The following is a 14,301-nucleotide window of genomic DNA, read 5'->3' on the forward strand; positions in this document are numbered from 1 at the left end:
TTTTTGAGTAAAGTAGGTATAGTAACTACATTCATCCACAGCTAAGGAGCTAAACCATGTTGGAAAATAATATCACCACCGTTAATAACGATGTCAAAACCCTGGTCAAGGATGCGCAAGCCCTGTTCAGCGCCGCTGCTGCCCTGACTGGCGAAAAAGCCGATGAAGTGCGCGTCAAGGGCATGAAAACCCTGGACGCCGCGCTGGCCAAGGCGCATGAAGCACAAGCGTCGGCCATCGTTGCCACCAAACAGATGGCTGCCCAGGCAGACGGTTATGTCAAGGAAAACCCATGGCGCACGGTGGCCGTCGCCGCTGGCGTCGGCGTGCTGGTCGGCTTCATCCTGGGCCGCAAGTAATCCACTGTCAGGAGCGATATGGACAAGTCTGCTTCGTCTCACCAGGGGCCGGGATTGATCGGCTCGGTCGCCGGCATGGCCAAGAACGCCGTCGGACTGATGTTGTCGCGGCTGGAACTGGCCACCATCGAACTGTCGGAAGTGCGCAATCACATGCTGCAACTGATTGTCATTTTCGCGTTGGCGACAGTGGCGGGCTTGTTTGCCATCGCTTACGGCAGCGTGCTGATCGTCTTCCTGGCCTGGGATAGCCTGGGCTGGAAGATCCTGGCGATCATGACGGTCGTGTTCGTACTGCTGGCCATCGCCCTGGTCATGTATGCGCGCGCCATGTTGCGTCAAGGAAAGCTGTCCATGCCCGCCACCATGGCGGAATTGAAGGCTGACCGCGACATGCTGATGTAAGCGGCATCACGAGGAGAATTCATGTCGGACAACGACAAACTGGCGGCGCAAGCCGCCCGCAAGCGCCTGCTGATCGCCCAGGGTGAAATGTACCGCGTGGGCATCGTGCATGCGCGCGCCAACGTGGGCTATGCGCTGCGCCCCGAATCGCTGCTGCAGGGCGTGGTCGACACGGCGGTCGGCTTTGCCGGCCACCGCGTCGAATCCCTGCTGGCGCCGGGCGGCATGCGTTTGCAAGGCGCCATGCCTTACGTGCTGACGGCGCTATCGTTTATCGGGCGCAAGAAGCTGGTCAAGCCGGCCCTGGTCCTCGTGGCCGTGGCCGCCGTCGCCGCCAGCTGGCTGCGCCGCAAGCGCTGAACGCCAGCCACGCTGAACAGGAACGCCGTCATCGACGGCGTTTTTTTTGCCCGTACCCAAGGTCCGGCGCATACAGGCGCAATCCCTTACAATGATACCCGTCGCATTCCGCGCGGCGGACAGAGGGCCATCTTGATGACGCATTCAAAGACACCGATCAATCAGTTAAATCCCTCGCGCCTGCGCATCGTGCTGGTGCTGCAGGGCGGCGGCGCGCTGGGCGCCTACCAGGCCGGCGTCTACCACGCGCTGCACGAGCATGGCCTGGCGCCCGACTGGGTGGTGGGCACCTCGATCGGCGCCATCAACGCCGCCATTCTGGCGGGCAACAAGCACGAGGACAGGCTGGTGCGTCTGAAACAGTTCTGGCAGCGCGTGGCGCACCGCGACAGCATCGACATGAACCTGGTGTCCGACCGGCAGCGCCGCTCGAACATCTGGCTGGCCACGCTCGATACGGTGCTGCGCGGCGTGCCCGGCTTCTTCAAGCCGCGTTCGTTCAGCCTGTTCCCGGCAGGAATTGCCGTCAAGCCGGAGGATGCAAGCTATTACGACACGAGCGAGCTGGCCAGCACCCTCGATGAACTGGTCGATTTCGATTACCTGAACCAGCCCGGCGGCATGCGCCTGACGGTCAACGCCCTGCGCGTCAAATGTGGCAGCCTCGTCAGTTTCGATAGCCAGCAGCAGCCGCTGACGGCGGACCATATCCGCGCCAGTGGCGCCTTGCCGCCCGGCTTTGCAGGCGTGCGCGTCGATGGCGACCTGTACTGGGATGGCGGCCTGTATTCGAATACGCCGCTGGAAACCGTGCTCGACGACATGCCCCACGTCGACACGCTGGTCTTCATGGTCGATCTATGGAGTTCGGAAGGGCCGGAACCGACCACGCTCGATGAAGTGCAGACGCGGCAAAAAGACGTCACCTTCGCGTCGCGCTCGAAGCGGCATATCGCCGATTATGTCAATACGCATACCTTGCAGCGCAAATTGCGCGAACTCTACGCCAAGCTGCCCGACAGCGCGCACAACCGGCAACAGACGGAAGAACTGGTAGCGCTGGGCTGCGACAGCACCATGCACATCGTGCGCTTGCCATATGCCGGGCGCGACTGGCACATGGCGGCCAAGGATATCAATTTCTCCAAGGGCTCCATCGAGTGGCGCTGGGAGCAGGGCTACCAGGATGGCTTGCGCGCGATCAAGGCGGCCGGCTGGCTGGCCTTCGTCACGGAAGACACGCCGCTGGTGGTGCACGAACTGCCCCCATACGAACGCGACGCCGCGTAGTGACGCCTGTCAAAACCTGCTGCTACGGTTTTGTCAGGCGTCGCAGAGAACGGCTCATGGCCGCGGATGGGCCGCTACACGCAGTTTTTCCGCATTTGCCATGTCTTGCCGGTAAGTGTCTTGCGCATCTTTCAGACAGCTGGCGCGCGTGGCGGAGGGTTCCGAACGGCAGGCTTTCTTGGCCTCGGCCAGGGCGGCGGCGATTTCCTTGCGCAAGGTGCGCAACTGGGCTTGCGCCGTGCTGTCTTCCTGGTACCAGCGGGCCGGATCGCCCGCTTGCGGGGCAGCGGTTTGTGCCTGGCTGAAAGGTGCAAGGCTGCATGCCAGCACGAGGGCCAGCGCCGGGGAAGTGAGTCGGTGTGTCATGATATTTCCTCTTTGAAATAAAAAAGGCGCCGCAGCGCCTTTTTTTACAACCTGCCCGTCAGTAATAGCAGGATCAGTATCACGACGACCAGGCCGGCGATGCCGCTGGGGCCGTAACCCCAGTTGCGGCTGTGCGGCCAGGTAGGCAGGACGCCGACCAGAGCCAGGATCAAGATGATCAGAATGATGGTGCCCATGGCAACTCCTTGTTATCGTACGACGCATGCGGGATGGCGGATGCCTGCTGGCAAAATCCGCCGAAAATTAATAGCGGTAGACGCGGCCGTCAACGACGCGCACGCGGTTGCCTGGGCGCAAGTCATTCGCGTTGTCCTGCACCACGGTGCGGTATTCGCCGTTGTCGAGGCGCACGCTGATCTGGTAGGCCTGCGCTTGCTGCCTGCGGCCCTCCACCTGGTTGCCGACCACGCCACCGGCGACGGCGCCGGCCACGGTGGCGGCCGTGCGTCCGCCGCCCGAGCCGATGGTATTGCCCAGCAAGGCGCCGGCGATGCCGCCGACCACGGCGCCGGCGCCACTGGTTTGACCGCCACCCTGGACGATCTGGATGGAATCGACGGTGCCGTACATGGCGGACTCAGGCTGGTTGGCCGGGTAGTATTGTTGTGACTGGGAAGGGCCGGTGGCACAACCGCTCAGTACGGCGGTGGCGGCGAGCATCAGTGCAGCCAAGGTGGCATTGGTTTTCATTTTATTCTCCTGACGAGGTGAGGGTGTAGTGCCATCTTAGTTACGCCCCTGTTCCCGGTCTGTACGCTGCCGCACGCACTTATTTCGTGTCGAAATGGTATTTTTGGCCAATGCGGTGCATCAAAACGTTGTTATTTCTCTCTGTCTGCCTCCTGTTTTTAAAATAAATTACTTGTGTACGGCAGCGTACAGAAGAGCGGCGACGATCCACGTAAAACGGTAGTCATGCCAAGCAGACATGCTTGTCACCACCAGGGAGAAATACATGAACAAGAATAAGCTCTTCACCGCCATCGTCGTCAGCCTGGCATGCGCCGCCTGGGGCGGCCAGGCAGTGGCGGCAACGCCGGAAGCGAAAGCAGCCTACAAGGCGGCCAACGAACAGGCTGGCCTGAATTACAAGCTGGCGCATGCGGAATGCGAAAAAATCACGGGCAACGCGAAGGATGTCTGCATCGCCGAAGCGAAGGCCGTGCGCACCTACGATGAAGCCGTTGCTCAAGCGCAATACACGAATACCCTGCGCGCCTACACCAAGGCGCGCATCAAGATTGCCGATGCCAACTACGACGTCGACCTGGCCCGCTGCAATGCGTTGACGGGCAACGACAAGGATGTCTGCGTCAAGCTGGCCAAGTCCACCAAGGTGGCGGCCCTGGCCGATGCCAAGGCAGACAAGAAAGTCATCGAAGCGCGCAGTGATGCGCGTGAAGCAAAGAGAAAAGCCGAGTACAAGGTCGCGACAGAAAAATGCGATGCATTGGCCGGCGCAGCCAAGGATGACTGTATCAAGGCTGCAAAAACCCAGTTTGGCTACTGAGCGCCATCCGGCGCGCAGTCACCACACTGGTATAAGAAGCTCATTGTGAGCACATTGATTGACCACTCCTAAGGAAAAAACCATGAAATTCACTAAATCTATCGCTACTGGCCTGTTCATCGCTTCCCTGTTCGCCGTTGCAGGTTGCGCTTCGACCCCAACCAAAGAAGGCACGGGCGAGTACATTGACGACGCGGCCATCACCACCAAAGTGAAAGCCAGCATCTTCAATGAGCCTACCCTGAAATCGACGGAAATCAACGTTGAAACCTTCAAGGGCGTGGTTCAGCTGAGCGGCTTCGTTGCCCAGCCAGCCGATGCCGCCAAAGCGGGCGAAATTGCCCGTGGCGTCAAGGGCGTGAAGTCGGTGAAAAACGACATCCGCGTCAAGTAATGGCCTGACCTGCCGCAGTGCCCAGCCCCAGGGCTGGCGCTGCGGCCCTCCACCGACCGTCGCGGGAATCGCATGCATATCCAGCCTACAGATACCCCGCCCGAGCCGGTGGCGGCTGTCTCCACCGAGCCTGCCGGGCCACCTCCCGGCATGCCCGGGGAGCACCTGGACGCATCCTTGCGTCTGCCGCTGCATGTCAATGCGCGCGGCCTGGCCTTGGGCATTATCGCCACCGTCAGCTTCATCTTTGCGCTGCAATGGGCGCAGAAATTCCTCATTCCCGTCCTTTTCGGCATTTTCATTGCCTACACCCTCAATCCCGTCGTCGCCTGGCTGGAAAAGCTGCGCCTGCCGCGCGCCATCGGCGCCAGCGTGGTGACGGCCCTGATTCTGTTCGGCTCCGTCGTCGTGATCGAGCGTGTGCAGGGCGAATTCGAATCCATCGTTGAAGAGTTGCCGGCCGCCACACAAAAACTGTCGCGGCTGATCGCCGAGAACACGGGTGGCAAGAACAGCACCTTCCAGAAGATGCAGGCCGTGGCCAATGCAATCGAGCAAGTGGCCGCCGGCGCCGAAGCGCGCCGCAACAGCCGCCGCGCCGCCCCCACGCCGGACGCGCCGAATTTCAAGATCATGGACTGGGTCTGGGCCGGCTCGCTGGGCCTGGTGGGTTTCCTCAGCCAGGCCGCCATGGTCATCTTTCTCGTGTTTTTCCTGCTGCTGTCGGGCGACACCTTCAAGCGCAAGCTCGTCAAGCTGACGGGACCGTCGCTGAGCCGCAAGAAGGTCACCGTGCACATCCTGGAGGACATCAATACCTCGATCCAGAACTATATGTTCATGCTGCTCGTCACGAATGGCTTGCTGGCGGTCCTGATGTGGATTGCCCTGCGCGTGATTGGCCTGGAAAATGCAGGCGCCTGGGCCATCGTGGCCGGCTTGCTGCACATCATGCCGTATTTCGGCCCCTTGCTCATCACCATCGCCACGGGCCTGGTCGCCTTCTTGCAGTTCGAATCGCTGGAAATGGTCTTGCTGGTGACGGGCACGTCGATGGCCATCGCCACCCTGGTCGGCACCTTTGTCACCACCTGGATGACGGGACGCATCGCCCGCATGAATCCCACAGCCGTGTTCGTCAGCCTGCTGTTCTGGGGTTGGCTGTGGGGCGTCTGGGGCTTGCTACTGGGCGTGCCCATCATCGTCATCGTGAAGGTGGTGGCTGAACGCGTGCAGGGCATGGAAGCGGTGGCCGAGTTGCTGGGTGAGTAGTTTTCTAGTGCAATAAAAACGGCGCCCGCGGGCGCCGTTTTGACATGCCGCAGCCTGCTCAGGACTGGTGGCGTTTCAATATCTTGACTTGCACATCACCATCGTCATTCTTCGGCATATCCTTCATGCTGCCCAGCTGCAGGGCGAACTGGCGCGTGAATTCGGCGCCCAGGAAGAAGATTTGCGCCGAGTAATACACCCATAGCAGCAAGGCTACCAGCGAACCGGCTGCGCCATAGCTGCTGGCCACGCCGCTATTGCCGATATACACGCCAATTGCATACTTCCCCAGTGCAAACATGAAAGCCGTGCCCACGGCACCGATCAGCACGTCGCGCCAGGACAGGCGCACGCGCGGCAGCATTTTATAGATGACGGCGAACAGGCTGGCGATGACGGCAAAGCCGATCAGGTTCGACAAAATGGTAAACAGCACGGCCGTGTCTTTCCACACGCCTTCCCAGAAGTTGGCGAGGATGGCCACGGCCGCGTTGACCACCAGCGACACCATCAGCAGGAAGGCCAGCACCAGCACCAGGCCGAAGGACAGCAAACGCGTGCGCAGCATGTCCCAGGCGCCCGCTTCCTTCAGGGGGGGCACTTGCCAGATTTCATCGAGACTGGCTTTTAGTTCGGCAAACACGCTGGTGGCGCCAAACAGCAGCAGGGCGCTGGCGATGAGGGTGGCGATGCGGCCCTGCTCATGGTTCTTCGCGCCGGCCAGCACGAGCTGGACGGCTTCGGCGCCTTGCGTGCCCAGCAAACCCTGCAGTTGCCCCATCAGCTCGCCGCGCGCGGCGGCCGGGCCATAGAAAAAGCCGGCGATGGCAATCACCAGCACGAGGATGGGGGCGATGGAAAACAGGGTGTAGTAGGCGAGGGCAGCGCCCTTGCTCGAGGCGCGGTGTTCCAGCCATTCGGTGACGGAGCAGACGATGACGCTGCGCATTTGCTTGCTGAACGGCACCAGGCCGGCCAGTCGGGGATAGCGGGTAGAAAAATTCATGCTGGCTTTCAATGCAAAAAAGGGGCGCGAGCCCCTTTTTTTATTCACAAGTGGCGTACCACTGTTGAGCTTACTGCACGCGGCGTTCGATGGTGATCTGTTCCACTTCAACGCGGCGGTTTGGTTCCAGGCACTTGATCAGGTCGGCACGCTTCTTGTTATCGCAGGTGACGACAGGATTGGTGGAGCCCTTGCCTTCGGCCGACAGGCGGTTGGCGGCGACACCGTGGGCGACCAGGTATTCCTTGACTGCATCAGCGCGCTGCTGCGACAGTTTCAGGTTGTACTTGGGCGCACCGATGCGGTCGGCATAACCACTGATGACGACGTTGCTGACGTCTGGCGCTGCGTTCAGCACGCGGGCGATTTCGTCGAGCTTGGTCTGTGTCGGGCCCAGCTTGGCGCTGTCAAAGGCGAACAGTTCCGTTGCCGCCATCGTCACTTTTTCAAAGCGTGCTGGCGGTGGTGGCGGTGGTGGCGGCACGACCACGACGACTTCTTCACGCACTGGCGGCGGTGGCGGTGGTGGCGGCGGTGCAGGCGGTTTGTCGAACGCGAAGTTCAGGCCCACGGTGACATAGTAATTGTTGGACTTGCTGCTCGGGTCAAAGGTATTGCCGCGCAGGAAGCCGTGCACATTGCGTACGTCAGCCTGGAACGACAATTGATCGTTGATCGTGGACTGGAAGCCCAGGCCCACGCTGGCGTATGGCGAACTCTTCGTGCGTTCGCCGAAGGCGAAGCTGGTGTCCTTGTCGCGCTGCATGCCGGCACCGACCAGCAGGAAGGGACGGAAGGCTTTACGCGAGAACATGTACAGGCCGTCTACGCCCAGCGTATTTTGCTGGTAGCGCTGACCGCCATCCTTGGAACGGGCGTACGTGGTGCCCAGCTGGATATCCCAGTCCGGGGAAACAGGCTTACCGAAACGCAAGCCTGCGCCATAGCCGGTTTTATCCGTGGCAAAGTCGGAATCTGGCTTGAGTGCGTTGATGCTAGGTTGAATATACCAGGAGGGATTGATTTCCTGGGCCTGTGCGCCGAGGGCGGAGCACAGGACTGCGGCGGCAACGGCGATTTTTTTTAGATTATTCACAAGTAACTCCCAACGTTGATAAGAGATTTTCTCTACTGCATCAATGCGACTACTGCCAGACATGCTATTGCTAGAGATAGACAACCATTCCAGGTGCGCTTTCTTGCGATAAATGCACTGCTGTTGGACTAGAGAATACGATGCCAGGTTCGCAACGTCCGTGCGTTGGCGCACAAAGCATTGTGGTATATCAGTGGTGTTGCAGATTCACGACAAAGACTTTAGTGTTGAAAAAAACTAATTCGCATCGGTAAACTTTTGCTATCACGGCCATTTCCTGGTGTCGCGGCAAGAGGCAATCGTACGACTTGTTACCAGCATGCCACTGTATATTAGCAACAATGATGAGCTTGATAACTACTATTACATTGATGTTGTATTCCTGCCGCGTTCTGTTGCCTTGCTGGGTTTCCTCCGGAAAACTTGTGCGTGCCGCAGGCAGCTCCGCCACTTTTCATCAAGGAGTCACCCGTGCCTGACCACCCCCGTATTTTTTCTTCTCCACTGTCTGGCAAACTGGGCCCGCTGGGTCTGCTGACTGTGTTGCTCTCGCTGGGCCTGGCTACGCCGGTCTGGGCCGATAGCGGCGTGTCCCTGTTTTCACCGAGCGGCACGGTCAAGGCCGTGCGCCAGGTGCGGGCCCAGTTCGCCACGCCGATGGTGCCGTTCGGCGACATGGGCTTGGCCGCGCCGTTCGCCATCGATTGCGGCAAGGCCGAGCCTGCCGTCGTGGCGGGCGCCGGGCGCTGGGCCGACGAGCGCAACTGGAACTTTGATTTCGAGCGTGACTTGCCCGCCGGCGTGGCCTGCAGTTTTAGCTTGAAGCCGGGGCTGAAGGATCTGGCAGGCAAGCCTTTGCAGGGGACGGCGTCGTACCGCTTTTCCACGGGTGGCCCGGCCATCGTCGAGGCCGTGCCGTATGACGGCCAGCCATATATCGATGAAAACCAGATCTTCGTGCTGGGCCTGGACGCTGCGCCGAACGAGGCCAGCGTGGCCGCGAACGCGTATTGCCGCGCCGATGGCATCAATGAAAAGATTCCCGTACGTCTGTTCAAAGGCAAGGAACTGGAGCAGGTATTGACCCTGCGCAAGAGCTTCCTCGACCGCTACCTGACTGTCTACTTCAAGAAGCGGGGCACGGTCTGGAAAGTGGGCATGCCCGTCGCCAGCAAGGGCGCGCCGCCGCTGCCCGTCACCGTGCTGCAATGCAAACGCAGCTTCCCCGCCAACGCCAAGGTGTCGCTCGTGTGGGGCGAAGGCATCGCCAGCGCCAGCGGCATCGCCACGGACAAGGCGCAAACCTTGCAGTACAAGACGCGCCCCGATTTCACGGCCAAGTTCAGCTGCGAGCGCAGCAATCCGAAGGAACAGTGCATTCCCTTCCTGCCCATGCGCGTGCAGTTTTCTGCGCCCGTGAGCGCGGCGCAGGTGCGCGCCATGACCCTGAAGGGCGGCGGCAAGACGTATGCGCCGACGATTTCAAAAGACGAAGAAAAGGCGGAATTCCTGTACGGCGCCACTTTCAATGGTCCCTTCCCCGTGCAGGGCAGTTTTGTCCTGACCCTGCCGCCGAAGCTGACGGATGACGCGGGCCGTGCCTTGCTCAACCGCGCGCGCTTCCCCATGACGGTGCGCACGGGCGAACAACCGCCGCTGCTGAAGTTCCCGGCCCCGTTCGGCATCATCGAAGCCAAGGGCGATGGCTTGCTGCCTGTGACGGTGCGCAATATCGAGCCCGTGCTATCGGGCAAGGAAGTTACCCATCCGGCCGCCGCCACGGGCGCCACCTTGCGCGTGCCCGACAATGACGACAAGTTCATCATCGAATGGATGCAGCGCCTGGCCGGCAATGGCGCCGGAGGCGAGTACTGGCAGCCCTACGCCCAGTATGCGGGCAACATGAGCAAATCTGTGCTGGCCGGCGCCGCCGGCACGCGTCCCATCAGCCTGCCCCGTCCCGATGGCAAGAAAACCTTCGAAGTGATCGGCATTCCTTTGCTGAAACCGGGCTTTTATGTGGTCGAGCTGGCCAGCCCCATCCTCGGTAAGGTGTTGCTGGGCAAGCCGACCACGGCCTACATCCGCACAGCCGCCCTGGTGACGAATCTGGCGGCCCACTTCAAGCATGGCGCGCAATCGTCGCTCGTGTGGGTGACGTCGCTGGACAAGGGCGCGCCTGTTGCGAAAGCGCAAGTGGCCGTGCGCGACTGCGCCGGCAAGCTGCTGTGGCAAGGCGCCACAGGCGCGGACGGCGTGGCGCACATCCCCGGCGAGCTGGCCAATTCCAGCTGCAAGAACAATGACCGCTACTTTATCAGTGCGCGCAGCGGCGGCGACATGACGTTCACCCTGTCGGACTGGGTGGGCGGCATCGAAGCCTGGCGTTTCAACTTGCCCACGGACGACGCGCGCGCCGACAACACCCTGCTGGCGACGGTATTCGACCGCACCCTGCTGCGCGCGGGCGAGACCGTACACATGAAGCACTTCATCCGCAAGCATACGGGCGAGGGCATGAGCCTGGTCGACAAGAACAACGGCCCCGGCAGTGCCACCTCCGTCGTCATCACGCACCAGGGCAGCGACCAGAACTACCAGCTGCCGCTGCGCTGGTCGGCCAGTGGCACGGCGGAAAGCGACTGGGTCATTCCCGCCGACGCCAAGCAGGGCGAATACAGCGTGACGATGGCGGGCCGCCCGTCCGGCAGTTTCCGCGTGGAAGCGTTCCGCGTGCCCACCATGAAAGCCGTACTGCAGGGCCCGAAAGCGCCCGCCGTGCAGGTGAAGCAGCTGGCCCTGGATGCGCAAATCACCTACCTGGCCGGTGGCGCCGCCACCAACGCACCCGTCAAGCTGCGCACGGTGCTGCAAGACAAGAGTGTGACGTTTGCCGATTATCCCGATGTCAGCTTCAGCAATGGCGACGTGAAGGAAGGTCTTGTGAAACAGGGCACGGGCTACGACGACGATGAAGGCGGGTGGCAGGAGGAAGGCCATGGCGGACCAGCCGGCCCCGGCGCGACGGCCGCGCGCACGCAAAGCTTGACCTTGGATAAGGCGGGTGGCGCGCGCATCGTCATCGACCAGCTGCCGCAGCTGTCCACGCCGCGCGACCTAGTGGCGGAAATGGCTTTCCAGGATGCAAATGGCGAGACGGCATCGGTGGCCACGCGCGTGCCGCTGTGGCCGTCAAACTATGTGATCGGCATCAAGCCCGACGCCTGGGCCTTGAGCAAGGATGCCTTCAAGTTCACGGTCGCCGTACTGGGCACCAATGGCAAGCCCGTGGCGAATGCCCCCGTTGCTGTCGACTTCTTCCAGCGCAACAGCTATTCGCACCGCCGGCGCCTGATCGGCGGCTTCTATGCGTATGAAAACAGCAGCGAAGTGGTCAAGCTGGGTCCGGCCTGCAATGGCAAGACGGACAACAAGGGCCTGTTGATATGCGACGTGAAGGCGCCCGCCAGCGGCAATCTGATTTTGCGCGCCCGCACGCAGGATGCGGCCGGCAACGCGGCCGTCGCCAACCGCGAAACCTGGGTGGCCGGCAGCGGCGACTGGTGGTTCAACGCCAGCGACAATGACCGCATCGATGTGCTGCCGGAAAAGAAACGCTATGAACCGGGCCAGGAAGCGAGCTTGCAGGTGCGCATGCCGTTCCGCTCGGGCACGGCGCTGATCACGGTCGAGCGCGAAGGCATCCTCGACACCTATGTGCGCCAGCTCAATGGGCGGGAACCGGTGGTGAATATCCCGGTCAAATCGAACTATGCGCCGAATGTATATGTGTCCGTGTTTGTCGTGCGGGGGAGGGTCGATGGCGTGCAGCCGACGGCCCTGGTTGACCTGGGCAAACCGGCGTACAAGATGGGCATCGCACCGCTGAACGTGGGGTGGCAGGCGCATGAACTGAACGTCATGGTGGTGTCTGACAAGGAAGTGTATAAAACGCGCGACAAGGCGGAGGTGTCCGTGCGCGTGCGCCGCGCCGACGGTAAAGCCTTGCCAGCCGGCGCCGAAGTGGCGCTGGCGGCCGTCGACACGGGTTTATTGGAACTGATGCCCAACGATAGCTGGAAGTTACTCGACACCATGATGGCGCAGCGCAGCCTGCAGGTGGAAACGGCGACGGCGCAAATGCAGGTGATCGGCAAGCGCCACTTTGGCCGCAAGGCTTTCCCGGCCGGCGGTGGCGGTGGCAAGGGCGCCAGCCGTGAACTGTTCGACACCCTGCTGTTCTGGAAGGGCACCGTCAAGCTCGACGCCAAGGGTGAAGCGACGGTGCAAGTGCCGCTCAACGATTCCTTGACGGCGTTTCGCATCGTTGCGATTGCCAGCGCGGGCAAGCAATTGTTTGGCACGGGCAGCACGGACATCCGCAGCTCGCAAGACTTGATCTTGCTGTCGGGCTTGCCGACCCTCGTGCGCGAAGGCGACCAGTTGCGCGCGGGCTTTACCGTGCGCAACACCTCGGCCGCAGCGCTGAACGTGGACCTCAACGCCAGCGCGGCCGGCAAGGCCTTGCCGCGCCAGAGTTTGACGTTGGCGGCGGGCGAAGCGCGCGAAACGGGCTGGGATTACCAGGTGCCGCTGGGCGCGCAAACTGTCGTGTGGGAGATCAGCGCGAAAGCGGGTAGCCATACCGATAAACTCAAAATCACGCAAAAAGTGGGCCAGGCCACGCCCGTGCGCACGTATCAAGCCACCTTGCTGCAGATCGACAAGCCCGTCAATATGTCGGTGCAAATGCCGGCCGGCGCCTTGCCGGGCCGTGGCGGCATCCAGACCAGCTTTGTCGCCAGGCTGGGCGGCGAGCTGCCCGGCGTGCGCGAGTACATGGCCGCCTACCCCTACACCTGCTTCGAGCAAAATACGTCGAAGGCCATCGCCCTGCAAGACCAGGAGGCGTGGAACAAGCTGGCCGCCAGCTTGCCCGCCTATCTGGACAGCGACGGCCTGCTGAAATATTTCCCCATCATGGAGCAGGGCAGCGACAGCCTGACGGCGTATGTGTTGTCGGCCACCCGGGAAGCGGGTTATGCGATTCCCGAGCAGACGAAAAACCGCATGGAAGCAGCCTTGACGGCCTTCGTGCAGGGCAAGATCGTGCGCCGTTCCGCGCTGGACACGACCGACCTGGCCGTGCGTAAACTCGCTGCGCTGGAAGCGCTGTCGCGTTCCGGCAAGGTGCCGCCCGACGCGCTGGAAAGCATCAGCATCAGCCCGAACCTGTGGCCCACTTCCGCCGTCATCGATTGGAGCTTGTTGCTGCAACGCACGCCAAGCCTGGCGCGCCGCGATGCGCTGCTGGCCGAGGCGCAGCAGATTTTGCGGTCGCGCCTGAACTTCCAGGGCACGACCATGGGCTTTTCCACCGAGCGCAAGGATAACTGGTGGTGGCTGATGGTCTCCGGCGACGTCAACGCCAACCGATTGCTGCTGGCCGTGATGGATGACCCGGCGTGGAAGGATGATATCGGCCGCCTGGTGCGCGGCAGCATGGGCCGCCAGAAAAAGGGCCGCTGGGATACCACGGTGGCCAACGCCTGGGGTACCCTGGCCATCAATAAGTTCTCGGCCAAGTTCGAATCCACACCCGTGACGGGCGCCAGCGCCGTCAAGCTGGGCGGCGATACGCAAGCGCTCGTGTGGAACGGCGCGGCGAAAGTCGGCCCCGTGCTGCAAGCGTGGCCGAAGGGCACGGATACCCTGGGCCTGGCGCACAGCGGCACCGGTAAACCGTGGGCTACCGTGCAAAGCCTGGCGGCCATCCCGCTCAAGGCGCCCGTGTCCAGCGGTTACACGATCAAGAAAACCATTACGCCTGTGGAACAGAAAACCACTGGCCACTGGTCGCGCGGCGATGTCTACCGCGTGCGCCTGGATCTGTCCGCGCAGGCGGACATGAGCTGGGTGGTGGTCGACGACCCGATTCCCGCCAGCGCCACGGTGCTGGGCAACGGCCTGGGGCGCGATTCGCAGCTGATGACGGCCGGTGAAAAATCCACGGGCTGGGTCTGGCCTACCTTCGAGGAGCGGGCGTTTGATGCTTTCCGCGCCTATTATGACTTCGTGCCGAAAGGCAACTGGAGCGTGGAATACACGGTGCGCCTGAACAACGCCGGGGATTTCAGCCTGCCGGCCACGCGCATCGAAGCCATGTATTCGCCCGAGATGTTTGGCGAAGCGCCGAATGCGAATGTGAAGGTGGCGCAGTGA

At 61.8% G+C, this 14,301-nt stretch carries 13 protein-coding genes; 8 read left to right on the top strand and 5 right to left on the bottom strand.

Annotated elements, in window-relative coordinates; translation table 11 throughout:
* Positions 1-56 precede the first annotated feature (56 nt).
* The 4 genes from ACQ4WL_RS12930 (at position 57) to ACQ4WL_RS12945 (ending at position 2,414) form a co-directional block, all read left to right on the top strand.
* Positions 57-359, top strand: coding sequence for an ElaB/YgaM/YqjD family protein (locus tag ACQ4WL_RS12930; protein ID WP_035826246.1), 303 nt, complete (start codon positions 57-59; stop codon positions 357-359).
* An 18-nt stretch (positions 360-377) separates the two neighbouring features.
* Positions 378-764 carry a phage holin family protein gene (locus tag ACQ4WL_RS12935; RefSeq protein WP_436510149.1) on the top strand — a complete coding sequence of 129 codons (387 nt, stop codon included), beginning with the start codon at positions 378-380 and terminating at the stop codon, positions 762-764.
* A 21-nt stretch (positions 765-785) separates the two neighbouring features.
* The gene (locus tag ACQ4WL_RS12940; protein ID WP_436510150.1) at positions 786-1,124 is read left to right on the top strand and encodes a hypothetical protein; all 339 of its coding nucleotides are present in this window, start codon (positions 786-788) and stop codon (positions 1,122-1,124) included.
* A 135-nt stretch (positions 1,125-1,259) separates the two neighbouring features.
* Positions 1,260-2,414, top strand: coding sequence for a patatin-like phospholipase family protein (locus tag ACQ4WL_RS12945; protein ID WP_436510407.1), 1,155 nt, complete (start codon positions 1,260-1,262; stop codon positions 2,412-2,414).
* A 54-nt stretch (positions 2,415-2,468) separates the two neighbouring features.
* Here the strand turns inward: ACQ4WL_RS12945 and ACQ4WL_RS12950 are convergent, their stop codons facing one another.
* The 3 genes from ACQ4WL_RS12950 to ACQ4WL_RS12960 all read right to left on the bottom strand — a co-directional run bounded on the left by ACQ4WL_RS12950 (position 2,469) and on the right by ACQ4WL_RS12960 (position 3,491).
* Complete coding sequence (locus tag ACQ4WL_RS12950; RefSeq protein WP_436510151.1) at positions 2,469-2,780, bottom strand: hypothetical protein; 312 nt, start codon at positions 2,778-2,780, stop codon at positions 2,469-2,471.
* Positions 2,781-2,824: 44 nt separating this feature from the next.
* A complete protein-coding gene (locus ACQ4WL_RS12955; protein ID WP_010396415.1) occupies positions 2,825-2,977 on the bottom strand; it encodes a DUF3309 family protein in 153 nt (50 codons plus the stop codon).
* A 67-nt stretch (positions 2,978-3,044) separates the two neighbouring features.
* The gene (locus ACQ4WL_RS12960) at positions 3,045-3,491 is read right to left on the bottom strand and encodes an outer membrane lipoprotein (protein ID WP_070278587.1); all 447 of its coding nucleotides are present in this window, start codon (positions 3,489-3,491) and stop codon (positions 3,045-3,047) included.
* 265 nt (positions 3,492-3,756) lie between these two features.
* Between ACQ4WL_RS12960 and ACQ4WL_RS12965 the strand changes: the two genes are divergently transcribed.
* From ACQ4WL_RS12965 to ACQ4WL_RS12975, 3 genes are all read left to right on the top strand, one after another.
* On the top strand, positions 3,757-4,311 hold the full coding sequence (locus ACQ4WL_RS12965) for a hypothetical protein (protein WP_436510152.1): 555 nt from the start codon (positions 3,757-3,759) through the stop codon (positions 4,309-4,311).
* An 82-nt stretch (positions 4,312-4,393) separates the two neighbouring features.
* Complete coding sequence (locus tag ACQ4WL_RS12970; protein WP_071078641.1) at positions 4,394-4,705, top strand: BON domain-containing protein; 312 nt, start codon at positions 4,394-4,396, stop codon at positions 4,703-4,705.
* Between the two features lie 150 nt (positions 4,706-4,855).
* Positions 4,856-5,977 carry an AI-2E family transporter gene (locus tag ACQ4WL_RS12975; RefSeq protein WP_436510408.1) on the top strand — a complete coding sequence of 374 codons (1,122 nt, stop codon included), beginning with the start codon at positions 4,856-4,858 and terminating at the stop codon, positions 5,975-5,977.
* Between the two features lie 58 nt (positions 5,978-6,035).
* On the opposite strand, the gene ACQ4WL_RS12980 is transcribed toward ACQ4WL_RS12975, so the two are convergent.
* Both ACQ4WL_RS12980 and ACQ4WL_RS12985 read right to left on the bottom strand, forming a co-directional pair.
* Positions 6,036-6,983, bottom strand: a complete 948-nt coding sequence (locus ACQ4WL_RS12980) for a YihY/virulence factor BrkB family protein (RefSeq protein WP_436510153.1) — start codon at positions 6,981-6,983, stop codon at positions 6,036-6,038.
* A gap of 70 nt (positions 6,984-7,053) precedes the next feature.
* Entirely contained in the window at positions 7,054-8,079 is a 1,026-nt protein-coding gene (locus ACQ4WL_RS12985) for an OmpA family protein (protein ID WP_436510154.1), read from the bottom strand.
* A gap of 471 nt (positions 8,080-8,550) precedes the next feature.
* Between ACQ4WL_RS12985 and ACQ4WL_RS12990 the strand changes: the two genes are divergently transcribed.
* A complete protein-coding gene (locus ACQ4WL_RS12990; RefSeq protein ID WP_436510155.1) occupies positions 8,551-14,301 on the top strand; it encodes an alpha-2-macroglobulin family protein in 5,751 nt (1,916 codons plus the stop codon).

It is taken from the genome of Janthinobacterium kochi (assembly GCF_051380715.1).
Classification (GTDB): domain Bacteria; phylum Pseudomonadota; class Gammaproteobacteria; order Burkholderiales; family Burkholderiaceae_D; genus Janthinobacterium.